Source organism: Akkermansia muciniphila ATCC BAA-835 (genome assembly GCF_000020225.1).
Lineage (GTDB): Bacteria > Verrucomicrobiota > Verrucomicrobiia > Verrucomicrobiales > Akkermansiaceae > Akkermansia > Akkermansia muciniphila.
This window is the reverse complement of the sequence record NC_010655.1, coordinates 1,374,682-1,391,497: the sequence shown is the minus strand read 5'-3', so window position 1 is coordinate 1,391,497 and position 16,816 is coordinate 1,374,682. Positions and strand designations below refer to the sequence as shown.

Here is a 16,816-nt window from a genome sequence, read left to right as displayed (position 1 = left end):
CAGGAAGCGCCTTGGAACAAAAAGCTGGCTCGGAAAACAAAAATGCATCAGGAACGCATCTGACACTCCGCCTGCAACGGAGGCAAATACCCGCCTTCTTCTGCACCAGCGCCGCTCGGAACGGGACGCTTTCCTTTTCCCCTCACACAACAAATTGCTGAGTGCCGGTAAGCGGACAATTTACAAACCTTGCTTGGTGCGTTCAAAAATAATGGAATCTTCACTCTTCCCGACGGAGGATTCATCATCCGGCCCGGCTTTATCCAACTCCTCCCGGAACACCCGGAGCATCGGTCCGTGGTAAAAGCCCAGCTCCCGGCTGATTTTTTTCCGCAGATCCTCTCCTTCATAACTCCGGCCGTCATGCCGTAACAGTTTCAAACGTTGAAGCTGGAGGCGGATCAGGCTTTCTTTCACGGCATCGGAAATCTCGGGATTGTAAAAAAGAACTTCCAGGATGCCCTGCAGGCGGTCGCTTTCCCTTCGGGCCCAGGCATCTTTTCCTTCGCGTCGCAGGGCCCCAATATACCGTGCATGCAGCCGGACCATGCCGGAAATAATCTGCGGATCATTCGGCCAACGCCCGAGAAGCCTTTCGGAAAGATTCACCGTATCGGCAAGTTCCCTCTGGTTATGTTCCCGGAAATTCCTGGCATACCGGAGTTTCTTCAGCATCAGCTCTACCAGCGCCAGGCCGTATTCCGGCCGTTCCGGATAGGCGCCGGCAAGCTGGAGGAGCAGCACGGCTGCATTCGGTTCAATGCCGGGAATGCGCCTCTCCCGGAAAAGGCGGGGATTTCCGGCCAAAAGCTGTGCGTATTGAAAACGGTATTCAGGATGGTCAGGATCATCCTCCAACAATGTTTCCAACATTCCGAACGCCCGGGAACGCTCAACACTCTCCGGAGAACCGGACAAAGCCAGCAACGCGCGGACCGTTTCAAACCGATCCTCCGCCCGCTCCGACATCGCAAAGCGGTCGGCCACCTGCCGGAAAAGTTCCGTTGCCTCTTTATCTTTACCCTGTTTTTTCAAAGCCGTCGCCAACTGGTTGACGGGAAAAGCGTCTTTCCTGAATTTCATCATGTTGCGGAACGCTTCTTCCGCAAGAGCATAACTCCCGGTGCGCAGTGCGCATTCCCCGATGACGGCATTGGCCTCGCAAACCTTTGACTCCGGCAGATTTTTTCCTCTGGCGATCATCCTGTAATAGGGCAGCAAAGCTGAAAGCAGCTGCGTATTTTTCTGTGAAGGGGGCTGCTCCGCAATACGGGTGAACACTTGTGACAAAGCCGCATCGGCAACTGCGGCATTGTTTTCCGCCAGTTTCAGCGCAGACGCCGTCTGCAGATAACCGGCGCCCAACGCGACAACGAAAGCGGCCGCACACAGGGCCGCAGCCAAAGACAATACGGCAACAGCCGGTTTACGTTTCATCCACAGCTGCAACCGCCTGGCCGGAGACGGGGAGGAGGCCCCGACCGGTTCATGATTCAAAAAATGCAGCAAATCTTCAGAAAGTTCGTCCATGCTTCGATAGCGCGACTCCGGACGGAAACTGACGCACTTGTTAATAATCGCGGCCAAGTCGGGTTCGCTGCACTTCAACGGCGGAACCGGTTCCCTGCAAATCCGTTCCATCAATTCTTCAGGAGCTAGCCCCGGAAACGGCGGGGATTTTGCAACAAGCTCATAAAGCGTCACCCCAAACGCATACTGATCGCTGGAAAAGGTATTGACTCCATGCACCAGCCGCTCCGGGGACATATACCGCAGTGTTCCGCTCTGAGCTCCTTCCTTCTCAATAACTTCATTTCTCCCCTGAAGCAGAAAAGCAAGTCCAAAATCGCTGACGTGTACTTCCCCCGCTTCATCCAGCAACAGGTTCGCCGGTTTGATATCGCGGTGCAGAATGCCGCAGCGGTGGGCGTACGCAATCGCCCTGGCGGCCTGGAGGCCAATGCGGGCTATCTCATACGGATTACTGAATTCACATCCGTCCAGACTCTTGCCTTCTATCAACTCCATCGCATAATAACAACATCCCGGACGGCACGCGGCACTGAAAATTCTGACAATATTGGGATGATGAAGCCTGGCAATCACATGCGCCTCATGCTCAAACAGGCTGCGTTGGGCGGCATCCTGCAGCAGCAACGGAGACAACAGCTTGAGGGCCACTTTCCGGTTGAGGGACAATTGCAGCGCTTCAAATACCACCCCCATACCGCCGCTGCCTAGTCTCCGAATCAGCCGGTAATCGTCCCCCTCCAAATCGGGAAAATCGTGAACCGGAGGCATAATTCCCTGTTTTTTTTCAACGCTCCAATCTTCCATCTCCATCACAAGCGGAAGAAGAGCCAGCAACTCGGCAGCAAACTCCGGATGCGCCCCGGCAAAATCCTGAATATCGGGAACATTGCCGGAACGGCACTGATCCAGGAATTGTTCAACCAGATCTTCCAGAGAAATCTTCCCCTTCATGGCTGAAACTCGGTTAACTCCATCAGCTGCTTCCGAAGCCGCTGCAGCGCCCGCACATAGCGGATGCTTGCGGCTTTCGGCCCAATATGCAGGACTTCGGCACAATCCGCATTGGACATGTCGTCAAAATGGCGGAGTTCAAGAATCTGCCGATCGTTTTCGGGCAGCGCCTCGACCGCTTTCCGGAGCAATGTATAACGATCCGCCCTGACGGCACGGGTAAGAGGCCCGGTCACGGTATCTGCAAACCGGTTCCAATCCAACCGGGCAGCGGGCCCCACGCCGTCATCCGTCACATTCACTTCCCTGCAGGCGTCTCTCTTGAGGCATTGCAGATGCTTCCTTTCCATAGCCGTAAGGGTCTGGAACAGAATCGTCCGCAGTTTGAAATAGACAGGAATCTCCGGATTGTTTTCAAAAAAAGCCATTTTCCCGCAGGCTGCCAGCAGAGCCTCCTGAACCACATCTTCCGCCGAAACGCGCCGGGCAAGAACCGGATTCAAATTCCTCCGGGCCAGGGCAAGAAGCCTTCCCCGGTATTCAAGGAAATGGCTTCCCCAGGCATCCGGGCATGCTGTTTCTGCTTGCGTCATTGTACCGTGTCTTTTTTATCCTTTCTCATTTTCCGGGCAGATAGACATATCCCGCCGCACTCCTTCCTATCCGGCCGATTCCGGGATACGGCAGGTGCATTCCGGCGACCGGCTTCGAGGAAGAAGCCGCAAACTCATAAAAGCGCCGCCGGGCCTGAACCGCTCCGAACGGATTCATATCGTAAATCGTGCAAACCTCCGGACGCGGAATCTGGAGCGCGGCAGCATGAAGCAAATCTCCGACAATCAGCAGGGAATCAGTCTCAAAAACGGTATGCCCGGGTGTATGCCCGGAAGCGTCAAGAGCCTTGATGCCGGGCAGAACTTCTTCTCCAAACCGGAATGTTCTCACCCGGCTGCCGTAAGCATGCAACACCTTCCGAACCTGTTTTCCCTGTAGTCCGACCGTACCATTTTGCCAAAATTCCCATTCCGGCATGGAAACATAGACGAGGGCTCTGGAAAAAACGGCTTCGCCATGTTTCCCAAGCAATCCTCCGATGTGGTCGCCGTGCATATGGGTGAGTAAAATGAAATCGACGCTCTCCGGAAAAACGCCGCTCTGTTCAAGTTTACGAAGCATCCCGCCCCGTTTTCCTCCGTTCCCTGCGTCCACCAGAATGATTTTTCCGTCGCCGCGTTTCAACAGGAAAACATTCACGGAAGAAGGAACCCTCCCGCCTCCGGTTAAGCGGAGGAACTCCTCTTCCGACATACCCGGGAATAATTCGACCCACATCGCTGAAAGAGCATCCTGAACAGCAATCACCTCAAAATTTCCAAATTGGAATGAACGATTTTCCGACTCAGCCGCGATCACGATGCCGGAAATCATGGCGGCTCCGCACAACAACCATTTTACCATAAAACGCCTTTCTTCTCAATATGTTGACTTTTTAAGACATGATGGGCAATGTATCAAAGCTGTACGGAAGTCAGATATGTTTCCGCACTACAGGTGATAAAACGTCCTTATTGATGGGAAAACGCTGCCGGGCTGCAGGCCCGGCAGCAGATAAGATGACGGCGACTATTTTTTACCGCCGTTTATCCTGCCTTTTTTCAGACCGTGTTTCAAACCTTTCTTGAGGCCGTGTTTCAGGCCGTACTTCAACGCCTCCGGTTTCTTTTTCAGTATTTGAACAGAAAAGGAGGCTGTTGTTGATTCCGCCGCGTTGGCAGTAACCGTACCGGGAGCCAGACCGAATATTCCAATAATTGCAGGAATAATGAGCTTGTTCATGATAATCAATGAGGGTTGATATTTTTTCTGAAACGGTATCGTTTCACTTTTCAAGAATGCAGTTCCTTAGGGAAATCTACCAATTCGGCCGGAATTTCCATCAGGTCTGCCAGCCAGATTCTATTGCCTGTAAGAAACTGAAACGCATGGAATCCCCCCTCAACCTTCGCGGACGACCCGGAAACCGACATCACTGAAAGCGAAAGAAGATTCCCTTCCTTCTCCTTTCCGCTCAGTTCGGCAGCTCGTCCGCGGCGAACGCCAGGAACCTCCCTTCACCGCCATGACCGTTTTACCGTGTGCCACGGCCTTGGAAACTTCAACTGAAGAAGAAGTCCATTCCCAGCAATTGCCCCACATATCAATCGCTCCGCAGGCGCCGGATGTCGCGGCATGGGCGTCCACGGGAGATGTCCCGTTTCTCTCGCCGCAATTAAAATCCGCATCCTTGGGCATATGCCCGGCGGCAAACTCCCACTCCTCTTCAGTCGGCAGGCGATAAACGGCTTTCCTATCCTGGAGCGACAACCATTGGCAATAGGCAGAAGCGTCGTCATAGGAAACATTCACCACGGGATGCCTCCCTTTGCCGGCAGGCATGGCGCCATTATCCCAATCCTTAGGAGCCTTCCTTCCCGTTGCCTTCAGGAATTGGGCATAATCCTCATTGGTAACCGGAGTATATGCAATTGATACATTCCAGGAAGCTCCGAGCACCGGCAAATACCCGCCATCTGCATAGCGGGCACCTGGTCTGAATCGCGGATCACTGAAACGCCGCATGCTTTGGTCGATGCGCGCTTCCCTGTTTTGAACCATTTCATCCACGATCTCCTGCATTTCCTGTATCTTGGACGCATGCCGGGCCGTTCGTTTCAATTCTTCAAGCTTCGCCTTTTTTCGGTCAAGGACCTTGTCGTAATTAATCCCGACCTGTTTCCTCAAAGCCGACCGATTAGCCTCGGACGGGTCCCGGCGATAGGAAGCAATCAACCGTTTCGTTTCTTCATTCAACTGCGGCCTCTCTTTTTCGATAGTAGTGCTGAATCGGTGCAGTTTGGCCCCCTCGGTGCGGGCTGCGAATCCCGCACTGACCGTTGCGGCCGCACATACGGCTATAATGACTTTTTGCAAATTGATGCTCATAACTGTTCCTTCTGTTTATGATAACCGCCGCTCCTCTATGGAAGACGGAACGTTATCGTTTCACTTTTAAGAATGCTGCTCCTCCGGGAATTCTACATTCTTTTTCAACAAAGGTGCTGCCGGAGATGCGGCGGACCGGAACATTGGACTGTTTTTCAGACAACCAGACGGAAAAAAATAAAAGGGGCCGCCCCGCCCGGGAATGGTAACGGAAAACGCCCCCGGGGAGGCTATAATGGAAACTGCCGGCAACAATCCGTTCCGCTCAGGGAAGACAAGCATGATAATCTCATCGCCTGCTTCCTGTGAAAAGAACCGGCTCCGGCCTTATTTTCAAATTTACCTCTGTTTTTTATGCAATGATGATTAAATCTATCTTCATCTCCGACAAGACACGCAGAAATTGTTTATATCCCAGTATCTTGAACATGGCTCCGGGCATTTTGAATGCGGGATGCCCCATGCAAATAGCCGTAATATGATATTCCCTGCACGTTGCGATGATCGCCTGGGGTATGTCTTCCGCACTCACCTGCTTCACCGTCCCTCCCAGTTCGGCCACCAGCTTGAAATGATTAAGCAAATGGCGCTGGGACGCCAGATTGATGCGGTCGGGGGACTCCCTTGGCGTCTGGACGTAAAGGGCGATAAACGACGTACTGTAACGCGAGGAAATCCGGTATGCTTTTCGGATGATGTGCCGGGGCGTCTGTTCATTGCTGCTGATGCAGGCCAGAATCTTTTCCCTTCTGGCGGAAGAAACTGCCGGGAATACTTCCGTTTCCACTTTTTTCTCCACTCGGAAAGCAACTTCCTTCAATGCCAGTTCACGCAGCTGAAGAATATTTTCCGTTCTGAAAAAATTATCCAGGGCAATCTGGATTTTTTCAGGCCGGTAAATCTTGCCGGCCTTGAGGCGGCCGATCAATTCCTCGGACGTCAGGTCGATATTCACCACTTCGTCCGCCTCCTGCAAAATCCTGTCGGGAACCCGTTCCTTCATCTCAATCCCCGTAATCTCCTTCACTTCGCCGCTCAGGCTTTCGATATGCTGGATATTAATCGCGGAAATCACATTAATATTGGCGTCAAGCAGCTCCATCACGTCTTCCCATCTCTTGCGATGGCGGCTCCCTTCCACATTGGTATGAGCCAGTTCGTCAACAATAACCAACTCGGGCCGGGCTTGAAGAATCGCGTCCAGGTCCATTTCTTCAATCTCCCTGCCTTTGTAAAAAACCACTTTACGCGGGATGACGGGCACCCCCCGGAGCATGGCTTCAGTCCCGGGCCGCCCGTGGGTTTCAACGTAACCGATTCTGACATCAATGCCGTTATTCAGCAATTCATGGGCTTCCTGCAGCATGCGGTACGTCTTGCCTACTCCGGCCATCATACCAATGTAAATCTTGAACTTTCCCCTTCGAGAACGCCGTATCAGGTCAAGAAAGTGCTCTGCTCCGTTACTTCCGTCAATCATATTAAATTCACCCGGCTCCTGCGGTTAAAAACATCTTGTTGATTTTACAGAATCTTTTGAAAATGAAAATCAATTGCGGGCGTTACCATGACATGAAGCCCGCAATTGATTTCATTTTTTCAAGGCGGCAATTTATCACCAAATCCGGAATCGCCATTGCCGCCCTAAACAATCAGGAAATTAATGCTTCCCTGAAGGATCAGCCTTCTCAAGAGCAATATTCAACTTAAGCACATTGACCTTCTCCGTGCCAAACATGCCCAGCAGCGGTTTTTCCACGACCTGATCGACAAGAGACCTCACCGCCCCCTCCTCCATGCCGCGGGCCTTGGCAACGCGCTTCACCTGCACATAGGCGCTCTCCGGAGTGATATGCGGATCCAGGCCGGAAGCGCTGGCCGTAACCATTTCGGAAGGGACATCCTTCCGTTCCAAATAAGGATGTTTCTTCAAGAACGAATCTATCCGAATATTCACGTCGGCCAGGTATTCTTCGTTGGTCGGCCCCTTATTGCTGCCGGATGAACTGGACGCGTCATAACCGTCGCCCGCATGGGACGGACGGCCCCAGAAATAAATATCCTTCGTGAATTGCTGCCCGACATTGGCGGCGCCTACCACGCGCCCGTTCAAAACCAGGGTTTCCGCATTTCCTCCGCCAGGGCCGACAATCAATCCGAATATCCACAGCACCAGGATGTAGCATATGGAGAAAAAGACGCAAAAGACAAGTGTAAGACGCAATGATTTCACTAAATTTCTCATAACAATATATTTATTTCAGTTAAAAAAACAGGCCGACAGCCATATCAATCAGTTTGATTCCGATGAAGGGAGCAATCAGACCGCCCACTCCGTAAATCAGGATGTTGCGAAGCAGCAGAGCGCTGGCTCCAATGGGCTTGTACGCCACGCCCCTCAAGGCCAGAGGAATCAGGATGGGGATAATGATTGCATTGAAAATAATCGCAGACAGGATGGCACTTTCCGGACTATGCAGATGCATGATATTCAGCGCAGCAAGTTCTGGAATCGCAATCATGAACAGCGCAGGCACAATCGCGAAGTACTTGGCGACGTCATTGGCAATGGAAAACGTCGTCAACGTGCCGCGCGTCATCAGCAGCTGCTTGCCTATTTCTACAACCTCAATCAATTTGGTGGGGTCATTATCAAGGTCAACCATATTGCCGGCCTCCTTGGCGGCCTGGGTTCCGCTGTTCATGGCTACGCCGACATCGGCCTGCGCCAGAGCCGGAGCGTCATTCGTCCCGTCCCCCATCATGGCAACCAGTTTGCCGGAAGCCTGCTCCTTCCTGATATAACTCAACTTATCTTCGGGCTTGGCTTCCGCGATGAAATCATCAACGCCTGCTTTTTCAGCGATATACCTGGCCGTACTCGGATTATCCCCCGTCACCATTACCGTCTTTACTCCCATCTTGCGCAGGCGTTCGAAGCGCTCTTCTATGCCCGGCTTGATGATATCCTGCAATTCAATAACGCCGACAACCTTCCTGTTGATGCAGACGACAAGAGGAGTGCCGCCATTGCCCGCCACTCTTTCAATGATTTCCTCGGCTTCTTTGGGGAATGGATTTCCCGCTTCCTCGGCAATCTTGCGGATGGTGTCAAAAGCCCCTTTCCGGATTTCGGTTCCATCGCTCAGATTAATGCCCGAACACTTCGTCTCCGCCGTGAACTGAATCATGCGGGCCCCCTCCGTATGAAGGTTGCGCATATGGACGCCGTATTCATGTCCAAGCTCGATAATCGATTTCCCTTCCGGAGTATCGTCTGAAACGGAAGACATCAGACAGGCTTCAACAAAAGCCTGCTTGTCAAAACCCTGGACAGGGAAAAATCCCGTCGCTTTCCGATTGCCAATCGTAATCGTACCCGTTTTATCAAGCAGGAGGGTGCTGATGTCCCCGGCCGTCTCCACAGCCTTCCCTGACTTCGTAATAACATTGGCCCTCAAGGCACGATTCATTCCGGCAATGCCGATCGCAGAAAGCAATCCGCCGATAGTCGTAGGAATGAGACATACGAACAGGGAAATCAGGGCGGCAATGCTGATTTCCGTTCCGGAATAATCGGCTGCCGGCTTCAAGGTAATGCAGACGACAAGGAAAACCAGGGTAAAGACAGCCAACAAAATGGTTAACGCTATCTCGTTAGGGGTTTTCTGCCGGGAAGCGCCTTCAACCAGAGCAATCATCTTATCAAGGAAACTCTCTCCGGGACGCGCGGTGACAAGCACCTTGATACGGTCTGACAGAACTTTGGTGCCGCCCGTCACGGAACTCTTATCCCCGCCGGACTCACGGATAACCGGAGCGGATTCCCCCGTAATAGCGCTTTCGTCAATGGAAGCCAGCCCTTCGACAACCTCCCCGTCGGCGGGAATGATATCTCCCGCGACACATTCGAAATAATCCCCTTTTTTCAACTGGGAACTATTGATGACGGTAACCGTGCCATCGACAATCAACTTGGCCGGCGTTTCCTCACGCGTCCTGCGCAGGCTGTCGGCCTGCGCCTTTCCCCGGGCCTCCGCAATCGCTTCGGCAAAATTGGCGAACAGAAGGGTGAGGAACAAAATGACGAAAACGAGGAAATTATAAAGGAAATCCCCTTGTCCGTCGCTGAAGAGGGAATAAACGGTTACCAGAAGCATGATCATCGTGGCGATTTCCACGGTAAACATGATCGGGTTCCTCATCATCATTCCCGGATGAAGCTTGATCAATGACTGCTTCAAGCTTTCCCGTACCTGTTCCCTTTGGAACAGGGAAGTATTATTGGAATTTTTCATATCGTAGATTTCTTTTTCAATTCCAGAAACTGGAACGGAAATATGTAAATATGTTATTGGTGGTAAACGTATTCTACCCTAAATTTACAAACTCAGATGTTCGGCAATGGTGCTTAAGGCATGGACAGGGAAGAAGGACAAAGCCGCAACAATGAAAATCACGGCAAAAGTCATGGCGCTGAACGTTACGGAATCCGTCTTCAACGTTCCGGACGTCTCGGGAATATACTTCTTGCCCGCCAGAAGCCCGGCGATGGCAACCTGGCCGATGATCGGGATGAAACGGCTCAGAATGAGGACAATGCCGCATGAGTAATTCCAGAACCAGGTATTATCGGCCAGCCCTTCAAACCCGGAACCGTTATTGGCAGCGCTTGAAGTATACTCGTAAAGGAATTCACTCAATCCATGAAAGCCGGGATTATTGACCCACCCTCCTTCGCCTTCCACAAACGACGGCGCGTAAACAAACAGATAACAAGCCAGAGCCGTTCCGACGAGAATCACAAACGGGTGGAGCAACGCCACAATGGAAGCGATTTTCATTTCACGGGCTTCTACTTTCTTGCACAGGAATTCGGGGGTTCTTCCCACCATCAGACCGCTGATGAACACGGCTATAATCATGAAGGCGAAATAATTCATCCACCCTACCCCGACGCCGCCAAACCACGTATTAATCTGCATGTTCAACATCTGAATCATGCCTGAAAGAGGCATGGTGGAATCATGCATCCCGTTGACGGACCCATTTGACGTAACTGTCGTAACGACGCTCCACAAAGCTGTAGCCGCGGATCCGAGCCGGATTTCCTTACCTTCCATAGCCCCGCTTTCCTGGACGATGCCCATCTCTTCTATGCGGGGATTGCCGTTCATCTCCTGATACACGTTAATGCAAACGCCAATTAAAAAGGCAAGCAACATCACGCCGTAAATACTGTATCCCAGTTTCTTGCGCTTGAGATAAAAACCAAAGGCCAAAACCATCGCCATCGGAATAATCAGGATGGACCAGCATTCGACCATGTTGGAAAGGTAAGTCGGATTTTCCAGCGGATGGGATGAATTAACGCCGAAATAACCGCCGCCATTCGTTCCCAGCTGTTTAATGGGCACAACAGCCGCGGCAGGCCCTTGGGAAATGGTTTGTTCCACTCCCTCAAGGGTTGTCACTTCCATCTTACCGTCAAACCCCATCGGCGTACCCTGAGTAATCAGGATGAATCCGACCACCAGAGAAAGAGGCAGCAAAATGCGGGTAGAACTCAACACGAGGTAATCCCAGAAGTTTCCAATCGTTTTAGTTGTCTTCTTACTGAGAGCGTTCATGATCCCTGCCATTGCGGCCATGCCGGTAGCTGCCGTAATAAATTGGAACAGCATAATCACGAACAACTGCGTAAAATAGGTCAAACCGCTCTCTCCGCTGTAATGCTGGAGGTTGCAATTCACCATGAATGAAATGCATGTATTGAACGCCTGGTGGCACGTCTGTCCGACGTTGCCGTCCGGATTGAGGGGCAGGTACCCCTGGCTGACCAGAAGAACCATCCCCCATACGAACCAGAACAGATTTACGGTCAATAAAGCCCGCAGGAACTGCTTCCAGTTCATTTCTTCCTCCGGATTAATCCCGGACAGGCGGAACATCAGCCTTTCAACAGGCTTCATGAAATCAAGCCATGTTTTCTCCTTCTTGTAAACCTTGGCAATATATTTCCCCAGAGGATAGCTCAAAGCCACCATAAGAACGATTTGCGCAATAACACCTAGAATTTCTGTTTTCATCATCTTGCTGGTTAAAATTTTTCCGGTTTGATCAAGACATACATCAAATAACCGAACACAATTAAGCTAATCACAAATAATAATGTATACATAGACAGGCACAGTTTTAGATTTTTTCAAACCAGTCGACGCATTTGAAAAAGAGCCAAAAACAGAATATTCCGCTCAATAGACAAAAGATAAAACCCAACAATGATTCCATCATGATATTTTATGAAATTTAAATTCAAACCATTCCAACATATATGGAAACAAAAATATTATTCTATGCCGTTTTTCTTTTTTATCTGAAAAAATTTCACGGAAAAACCGCTATGGCAGATACGGAGTCCCGGAACGGACCGGCGATGTTTAATATAATGTAAAAACATTGCCTCAATATATCCGGAAATTCCATTCTGGGTAGTTAACTTCCTTCTTCTTCTTGTTAAGAAAAAATTAATTCTTCCGGCTGCGCTCCCGCTTTCCGTTCTTCCCGGAAGGCGGATAACGGCAAGTCTTTCTCAACCCGTTTACACAAAAACTGCACCCGGAACATACCGGATGCAGCTTGAATCCCATACAGAATTCCAAAAGACTTCCTCAACAAAATTTACAGAACTAACTCTGCATGAATACCTATCTCTTTCCAATCCCCGTTGACAGATTTCCAACAGGAATGAGGCCGCTCCAAAGATATCAAACGAATTGATACCGATGAACACTGTGATAGACCAGCCCCAGTTCGCCATCCATGTATTCGCTCGAGAAGTGGAACCCGTTTTCTTCCCCCATATTGCCTTCCGACGTGTCAGACCTCCATACGGCTGGTATTCGTACAGGGCACGGCGACCATATACTCTTCCCCGAAGAGGGAGGTAACGTTTTTCATCGTCTCGTGCACGCAGTAGAAACGCTCCTTCACTTAGCATCCCGTTCGCTTCCCGGCCCGTCACTGTCAGGATGCGCACAGCCGCCGGTTTCGAGGGGTCCCAGATGTAACTGCGCACGAATCCGGCATTTCCTCGGTCAATCCGCACTCTGCTATATGCAAATACCCTTGATGAAAAACTGTTAAAAACGATCCTTTTGGCTAATTGTTTTTTACTCTATTTAAATAATCCCTTCAACATTTTATATATAAATGAAAAAAACGTGTGGACAAAAAGAGGAATGCATCCATAATCCAATAATAAGGGAATAGATTCGTATTCTTCCATATCTATTCCAGGAAGATTCATAGCTAAAACAATTGCTCCACCGCCCAATAGAGGAATACAAGATGAATTTTTGGATTTTATTACACAGTTAAAAACTATTATCCAATTATATAAGCTGATAATAACTCCAAAAACAACTAATATCCAGAAAAAAATTATATTAATCACCATCTTTTATCCGTTTCAACTGAGATTTATAACTTTTTTGCTTGCCGGGAATGATCAATTTTATTGTTCAGCAGCTCCTTTTTTCTTTCCAGTCACTCGTCAGAATTTTTAGAAAACAAATAGTGAAATCAAAAATCAATGCTTAACAGAGGACCAAATAAAACACTCTCTAAAATTGCCAAAGCAATTAATACCGCCACGGTAGCACGAATATAATCTTTTGTCTTCCAATAGCGTATTGCTGAAATAATCATCCACACTGGACATACAAAAAAGAGAAATATGAACAATGCTCCAAGTAAAACTCTAATGATATTTTCCCAAGGTTCTCTAGGATAATTGTTAGGAAGCATCCACATCAAGGCACACATAGTCACTACTCCTACTATCCAATAGTAGAATGGGGACCAAGATCCTGTATCTTTTATTTTAGTATTCTCATTGTCCATAATTATTTCTGTTATTGAAAATTTAAACTATCTGGAGAACCTGCGGAGAAATAACAATTAATGATTTAATATATTTAGCTGTCTTGTATATTTCGTTGAAATGAAATTTCTTTTTGCTATCAAAGTATTTTATAATAAATTTCATTCATTATTCAGAATAAATTTTCTTCATCAACTCCTGATTTATCAATAAATTTGCGGTTCAGTTGAGAAAATTTGCAAACTCAGCCCATATCCTGAACTATTCTTCCCTGCTTCAGACCAAAGTTTGTTGTCTGTCAGCCCCTCTATAGAACTAAAGGCAACGTCCATCATTCTTTCTGATAGAGGAATCGCCTATCATATCCAATATTTTCTTCCCATAGGAGAATCGATCGAGATTCCTCTTTATAATCATTTCTTTAATTATACTGCAAAAAGGTATTTCGTCTACGTCCTCACCCATAAAAAACCATAAAAAATCCCATCCTTTCTTATCATCAGGATAATGTTCTATATAATTTTCCGCTACCAATTCAAAAAGATTCGCTCTGCTCAAAATAACTTCTCCGTCTTCATTGTTTTGAAGAAGGGATAAAATATCTTCATCCTTACTCGACGAACGGATATAGGGAACAGTCATCCTGTTAAAATAACTATCGGAACTCCAGTGATCCATAGACAAACCTTCCTGGCCCCGTCCGCTGCGGATCAGTTCAAATTCTTTCCTGGTCATTTGTTCCCAATTTGCAGAATGAACGATATAGCCCGCCAACTGCTGCCTCTGCTGTTGTGACAAGTCCCTTATCTTTTCTCTTGACTGGGGAGATTCCGGATTGAGAGGATCTGCTACGCGTACAAATACCGGTTTCAGAGGCTGCGCCACCGTAGTCATCCCCTGGCGACAGGATGGAAACAATACAGCCGGAAACAAGAAAAAGTATAATATTTTACTAAAAACCATATTCTTTATATCTGGAAACATGAACATCCAGTTCCTGCTTGAGCATTTCAATATTGCTGCTACTTCGTCAAGGATTTTCTCAAAACTATTAGCAGATTCATAGCATTTTTACAATGGTCAATATCTTTGACAGGAAACATAATTTTATAAAAATCAACAAAAAAATCACTATCAAAACAAAGTAATTATCATTTCTGTAAAAAAAGCTCCTTCCGATAAACAGAAAGAGCTTTTATAAAATTAAACAGTTTTCATGTATTAATTATATAAAATCAAAAATATTAAGTTTTATTTAATTTATTCCATATCCTGTTTATACCACAAGCTGTCTTGCCATTCACAAATTAGTTTCCACAGTTTTTCTCTATCTGCACAAGAAAAATCAGCATCATAATCATAAAGGATTATTACGGTCAGGGTACATTCTTTTCCACAGTATGAGGCATAGACATGATGATCGGGAAACTAATCAGCAAGTGTTTGATTAAATTTAGATAATTCCTGAATCTTTACATTTTCTATTATTAAAGGAGGATCATAGCTAAAGACATATGTATTGCCGATCTCTCCCAGAAGAGTAGATTTCTTATAATATTTATCAAAAAACAGAAAAGAAGCAAATACTGAAACAACAACAATAATACAGTATATAATATATTTTTTCATCATGTCATTTTAATAAAATCGATAATTATTAAAAAACAAAACTTCTGCTCTTCTGAGATTAGTCTCAATTATGATAATATCATAAAAATTCAAATTGTCATTCTAAATTTTTATAAGACATTTCACTTTTAGAGTACCCTGAAATAGCTGCTTTCCTCCGCTGCATAAGATTTCTATCTCTTTTTGGCATCAGGACAGCTTTCAGTATTTCGCATCATCTTCTGATGATTAAAAATAGTTTTCAAAATTAGACAAAATCATCATATAATTTCTTTATTTTCTATTAATCTGATACTGGGAAATTTTTCCAATACAAGGTCAACAAGTTGGATAACACAAGATTCTACTGATGGAGAGTAGCGTAACAAAAGTACATATGAATCTTGATAGGGATAATAAGAAGTTCCCCATATTAAATTAACAATTACCAATTCAGCTATACATATGTCATTCTTATAAAACGGATGAACACAGTTGTGTTCCAGAGGAATGGATTCCGATGTCATAGCCATCTCCCATGATTCATAGTCAAATGAGGAATCTGCCAGTTCACAGAAATACGAAGGAAGCTCTCTAAATGCACGACTTTCTTCCGGATATTTTGCCAGACTAAAAGCTCCTTGCACAAAATCGATACTGCGTGAATTTTCAATATGATTAAGTTCATAAGCTTTCATATCGCAAAGCTTTCCGCTGGAACAAAAACTTGGTGTGACAATAAATCCTCCTTCAAGAGGATAAAGACCACCTGTCCCTTCCCAATAAATAGGAATATTTTGATAAGAGGAATTATGTAGATAATTCTGAATGCGAATTCCATTTCTATCAGCCTGCTGACTTGTATAAAAACGAATTTCCTCTATCTCTTTTTTCCCTTTTTTCTTTGAGAAAAAGTGAATTACCGCCCCATTATTCATGAAATAAAGGGTATCCATACTGGACTGAAAACCAATATATAAATGAGAATAGTGCTCATACGAAGGAACGCAGTTATTATCTTCACAGAAAAAAACACGCCATAAAAAAGAAATCCATTTTTTACCACATTTATTCCATTTCTGCGAATTCCACTTGTTTGGATATTCACGGGCATTCGGTGGCAACTCCGGAATATATGAACATATTGAATTGGACAGCATATAATGCAAACCATTTTTGCATTCAAAAAAATATACTTTGCTTCACTATTAATATCAAAATAGTACTTATTTATTTTTCGATTCATTTTTATAAAATTTTACAAATAAATATAACTAATATACCACTACAAATAATAAAAACTAATTTTTTGCACATACAACTTCATACTCTTCTTTTTCTAATTCTGTGAATATCCAATCATATACACGTTCTGCAATTGACGTACCAAACCACCAACCAGTGACATCTCCTATTAACGCACCTATCCTTGCGCCAACTACAGATCCAAGAGCAGCACCAACACCGGCACCAGCACTACCAATTGCACCACTTGTCATAGCTCCAACTCAGGTGCCGTCTTTGCGGATGGCCAGCGGGCGTGTAGCCTCAGGCTGCGTCGGGTCCCAGAACAGGAACCATCGGACGCTCACTTTGCGGGTGTGCTGCCTGCCCATGTAGTCGTAGGTGCATTCCACCACGGTTTTGGCGCTTTCATTGACGAAGCGCACCGGGCGGTTTTCCGCGTTGTAGGCGACTTGCCAGATGCCGGTGGATGTCCTGATCAATGTCTGATTGCCGTCCGCGTCGTAAACCGGTTCAAAGGCGGCTTCTTCTCCGCGCTCGATGGCGGTGTATTGGTTGAGCGGGCCGGTTGTGTAGACGGTCGCTTCTAGCATCCTCAACCTGTGTCAATTG

General features: G+C 47.1%; 15 protein-coding genes. All 15 read right to left on the bottom strand.

The window, feature by feature from the left end:
- Nucleotides 1-180 precede the first annotated feature (180 nt).
- Entirely contained in the window at nucleotides 181-2,484 is a 2,304-nt protein-coding gene (locus tag AMUC_RS06185; protein ID WP_012420199.1) for a serine/threonine protein kinase, read from the bottom strand.
- A complete protein-coding gene (locus AMUC_RS06180; protein WP_012420198.1) occupies nucleotides 2,481-3,077 on the bottom strand; it encodes an RNA polymerase sigma factor in 597 nt (198 codons plus the stop codon). Before AMUC_RS06180 ends, AMUC_RS06185 begins: the two co-directional genes overlap by 4 nt.
- 25 nt (nucleotides 3,078-3,102) lie before the next feature.
- Nucleotides 3,103-3,738, bottom strand: coding sequence for an MBL fold metallo-hydrolase (locus AMUC_RS06175; protein WP_157738254.1), 636 nt, complete (start codon nucleotides 3,736-3,738; stop codon nucleotides 3,103-3,105).
- Nucleotides 3,739-4,107: 369 nt separating this feature from the next.
- Nucleotides 4,108-4,374: a hypothetical protein gene (locus AMUC_RS06170; protein WP_143245862.1), complete on the bottom strand. Its 267-nt coding sequence runs from the start codon at nucleotides 4,372-4,374 to the stop codon at nucleotides 4,108-4,110.
- Between the two features lie 105 nt (nucleotides 4,375-4,479).
- A complete protein-coding gene (locus AMUC_RS06165) occupies nucleotides 4,480-5,466 on the bottom strand; it encodes a formylglycine-generating enzyme family protein (protein ID WP_012420195.1) in 987 nt (328 codons plus the stop codon).
- A gap of 352 nt (nucleotides 5,467-5,818) precedes the next feature.
- Nucleotides 5,819-6,946: an osmosensitive K channel His kinase sensor gene (locus AMUC_RS06155; protein ID WP_012420194.1), complete on the bottom strand. Its 1,128-nt coding sequence runs from the start codon at nucleotides 6,944-6,946 to the stop codon at nucleotides 5,819-5,821.
- A gap of 180 nt (nucleotides 6,947-7,126) precedes the next feature.
- Nucleotides 7,127-7,711: a K(+)-transporting ATPase subunit C gene (locus tag AMUC_RS06150; protein WP_012420193.1), complete on the bottom strand. Its 585-nt coding sequence runs from the start codon at nucleotides 7,709-7,711 to the stop codon at nucleotides 7,127-7,129.
- Between the two features lie 19 nt (nucleotides 7,712-7,730).
- On the bottom strand, nucleotides 7,731-9,764 hold the full coding sequence (gene kdpB / locus AMUC_RS06145) for a potassium-transporting ATPase subunit KdpB (protein ID WP_012420192.1): 2,034 nt from the start codon (nucleotides 9,762-9,764) through the stop codon (nucleotides 7,731-7,733).
- 84 nt (nucleotides 9,765-9,848) lie between these two features.
- Nucleotides 9,849-11,555, bottom strand: a complete 1,707-nt coding sequence (gene kdpA, locus AMUC_RS06140; RefSeq protein WP_022196803.1) for a potassium-transporting ATPase subunit KdpA — start codon at nucleotides 11,553-11,555, stop codon at nucleotides 9,849-9,851.
- An 11-nt stretch (nucleotides 11,556-11,566) separates the two neighbouring features.
- Nucleotides 11,567-11,647, bottom strand: coding sequence for a K(+)-transporting ATPase subunit F (gene kdpF, locus AMUC_RS13125; protein ID WP_081429137.1), 81 nt, complete (start codon nucleotides 11,645-11,647; stop codon nucleotides 11,567-11,569).
- 1,403 nt (nucleotides 11,648-13,050) lie between these two features.
- Entirely contained in the window at nucleotides 13,051-13,371 is a 321-nt protein-coding gene (locus tag AMUC_RS12610) for a hypothetical protein (protein ID WP_143245861.1), read from the bottom strand.
- Between the two features lie 295 nt (nucleotides 13,372-13,666).
- Complete coding sequence (locus tag AMUC_RS06135; protein WP_143245860.1) at nucleotides 13,667-14,335, bottom strand: hypothetical protein; 669 nt, start codon at nucleotides 14,333-14,335, stop codon at nucleotides 13,667-13,669.
- 905 nt (nucleotides 14,336-15,240) lie between these two features.
- A complete protein-coding gene (locus tag AMUC_RS12605; RefSeq protein ID WP_012420188.1) occupies nucleotides 15,241-16,119 on the bottom strand; it encodes a hypothetical protein in 879 nt (292 codons plus the stop codon).
- Nucleotides 16,120-16,260: 141 nt separating this feature from the next.
- Nucleotides 16,261-16,458, bottom strand: coding sequence for a hypothetical protein (locus AMUC_RS12600; RefSeq protein ID WP_143245859.1), 198 nt, complete (start codon nucleotides 16,456-16,458; stop codon nucleotides 16,261-16,263).
- Nucleotides 16,459-16,467: 9 nt separating this feature from the next.
- A complete protein-coding gene (locus AMUC_RS06125) occupies nucleotides 16,468-16,797 on the bottom strand; it encodes a hypothetical protein (protein ID WP_012420187.1) in 330 nt (109 codons plus the stop codon).
- Nucleotides 16,798-16,816 lie beyond the last annotated feature (19 nt).

Bases quoted from the DNA above. Each gene is read 5' to 3' on its own strand.
- AMUC_RS06185 (WP_012420199.1), bottom strand. From the start codon at position 2,484: ATGAAGGGGAAGATTTCTCTGGAAGATCTGGTTGAACAATTCCTGGAT.
- AMUC_RS06180 (WP_012420198.1), bottom strand. From the start codon at position 3,077: ATGACGCAAGCAGAAACAGCATGCCCGGATGCCTGGGGAAGCCATTTC.
- AMUC_RS06165 (WP_012420195.1), bottom strand. From the start codon at position 5,466: ATGAGCATCAATTTGCAAAAAGTCATTATAGCCGTATGTGCGGCCGCA.
- AMUC_RS06155 (WP_012420194.1), bottom strand. From the start codon at position 6,946: ATGATTGACGGAAGTAACGGAGCAGAGCACTTTCTTGACCTGATACGG.
- AMUC_RS06150 (WP_012420193.1), bottom strand. From the start codon at position 7,711: ATGAGAAATTTAGTGAAATCATTGCGTCTTACACTTGTCTTTTGCGTC.
- kdpB (WP_012420192.1), bottom strand. From the start codon at position 9,764: ATGAAAAATTCCAATAATACTTCCCTGTTCCAAAGGGAACAGGTACGG.
- kdpA (WP_022196803.1), bottom strand. From the start codon at position 11,555: ATGAAAACAGAAATTCTAGGTGTTATTGCGCAAATCGTTCTTATGGTG.
- kdpF (WP_081429137.1), bottom strand. From the start codon at position 11,647: ATGTATACATTATTATTTGTGATTAGCTTAATTGTGTTCGGTTATTTG.
- AMUC_RS12610 (WP_143245861.1), bottom strand. From the start codon at position 13,371: ATGGACAATGAGAATACTAAAATAAAAGATACAGGATCTTGGTCCCCA.
- AMUC_RS06135 (WP_143245860.1), bottom strand. From the start codon at position 14,335: ATGTTTCCAGATATAAAGAATATGGTTTTTAGTAAAATATTATACTTT.
- AMUC_RS12605 (WP_012420188.1), bottom strand. From the start codon at position 16,119: ATGCTGTCCAATTCAATATGTTCATATATTCCGGAGTTGCCACCGAAT.
- AMUC_RS12600 (WP_143245859.1), bottom strand. From the start codon at position 16,458: ATGACAAGTGGTGCAATTGGTAGTGCTGGTGCCGGTGTTGGTGCTGCT.
- AMUC_RS06125 (WP_012420187.1), bottom strand. From the start codon at position 16,797: ATGCTAGAAGCGACCGTCTACACAACCGGCCCGCTCAACCAATACACC.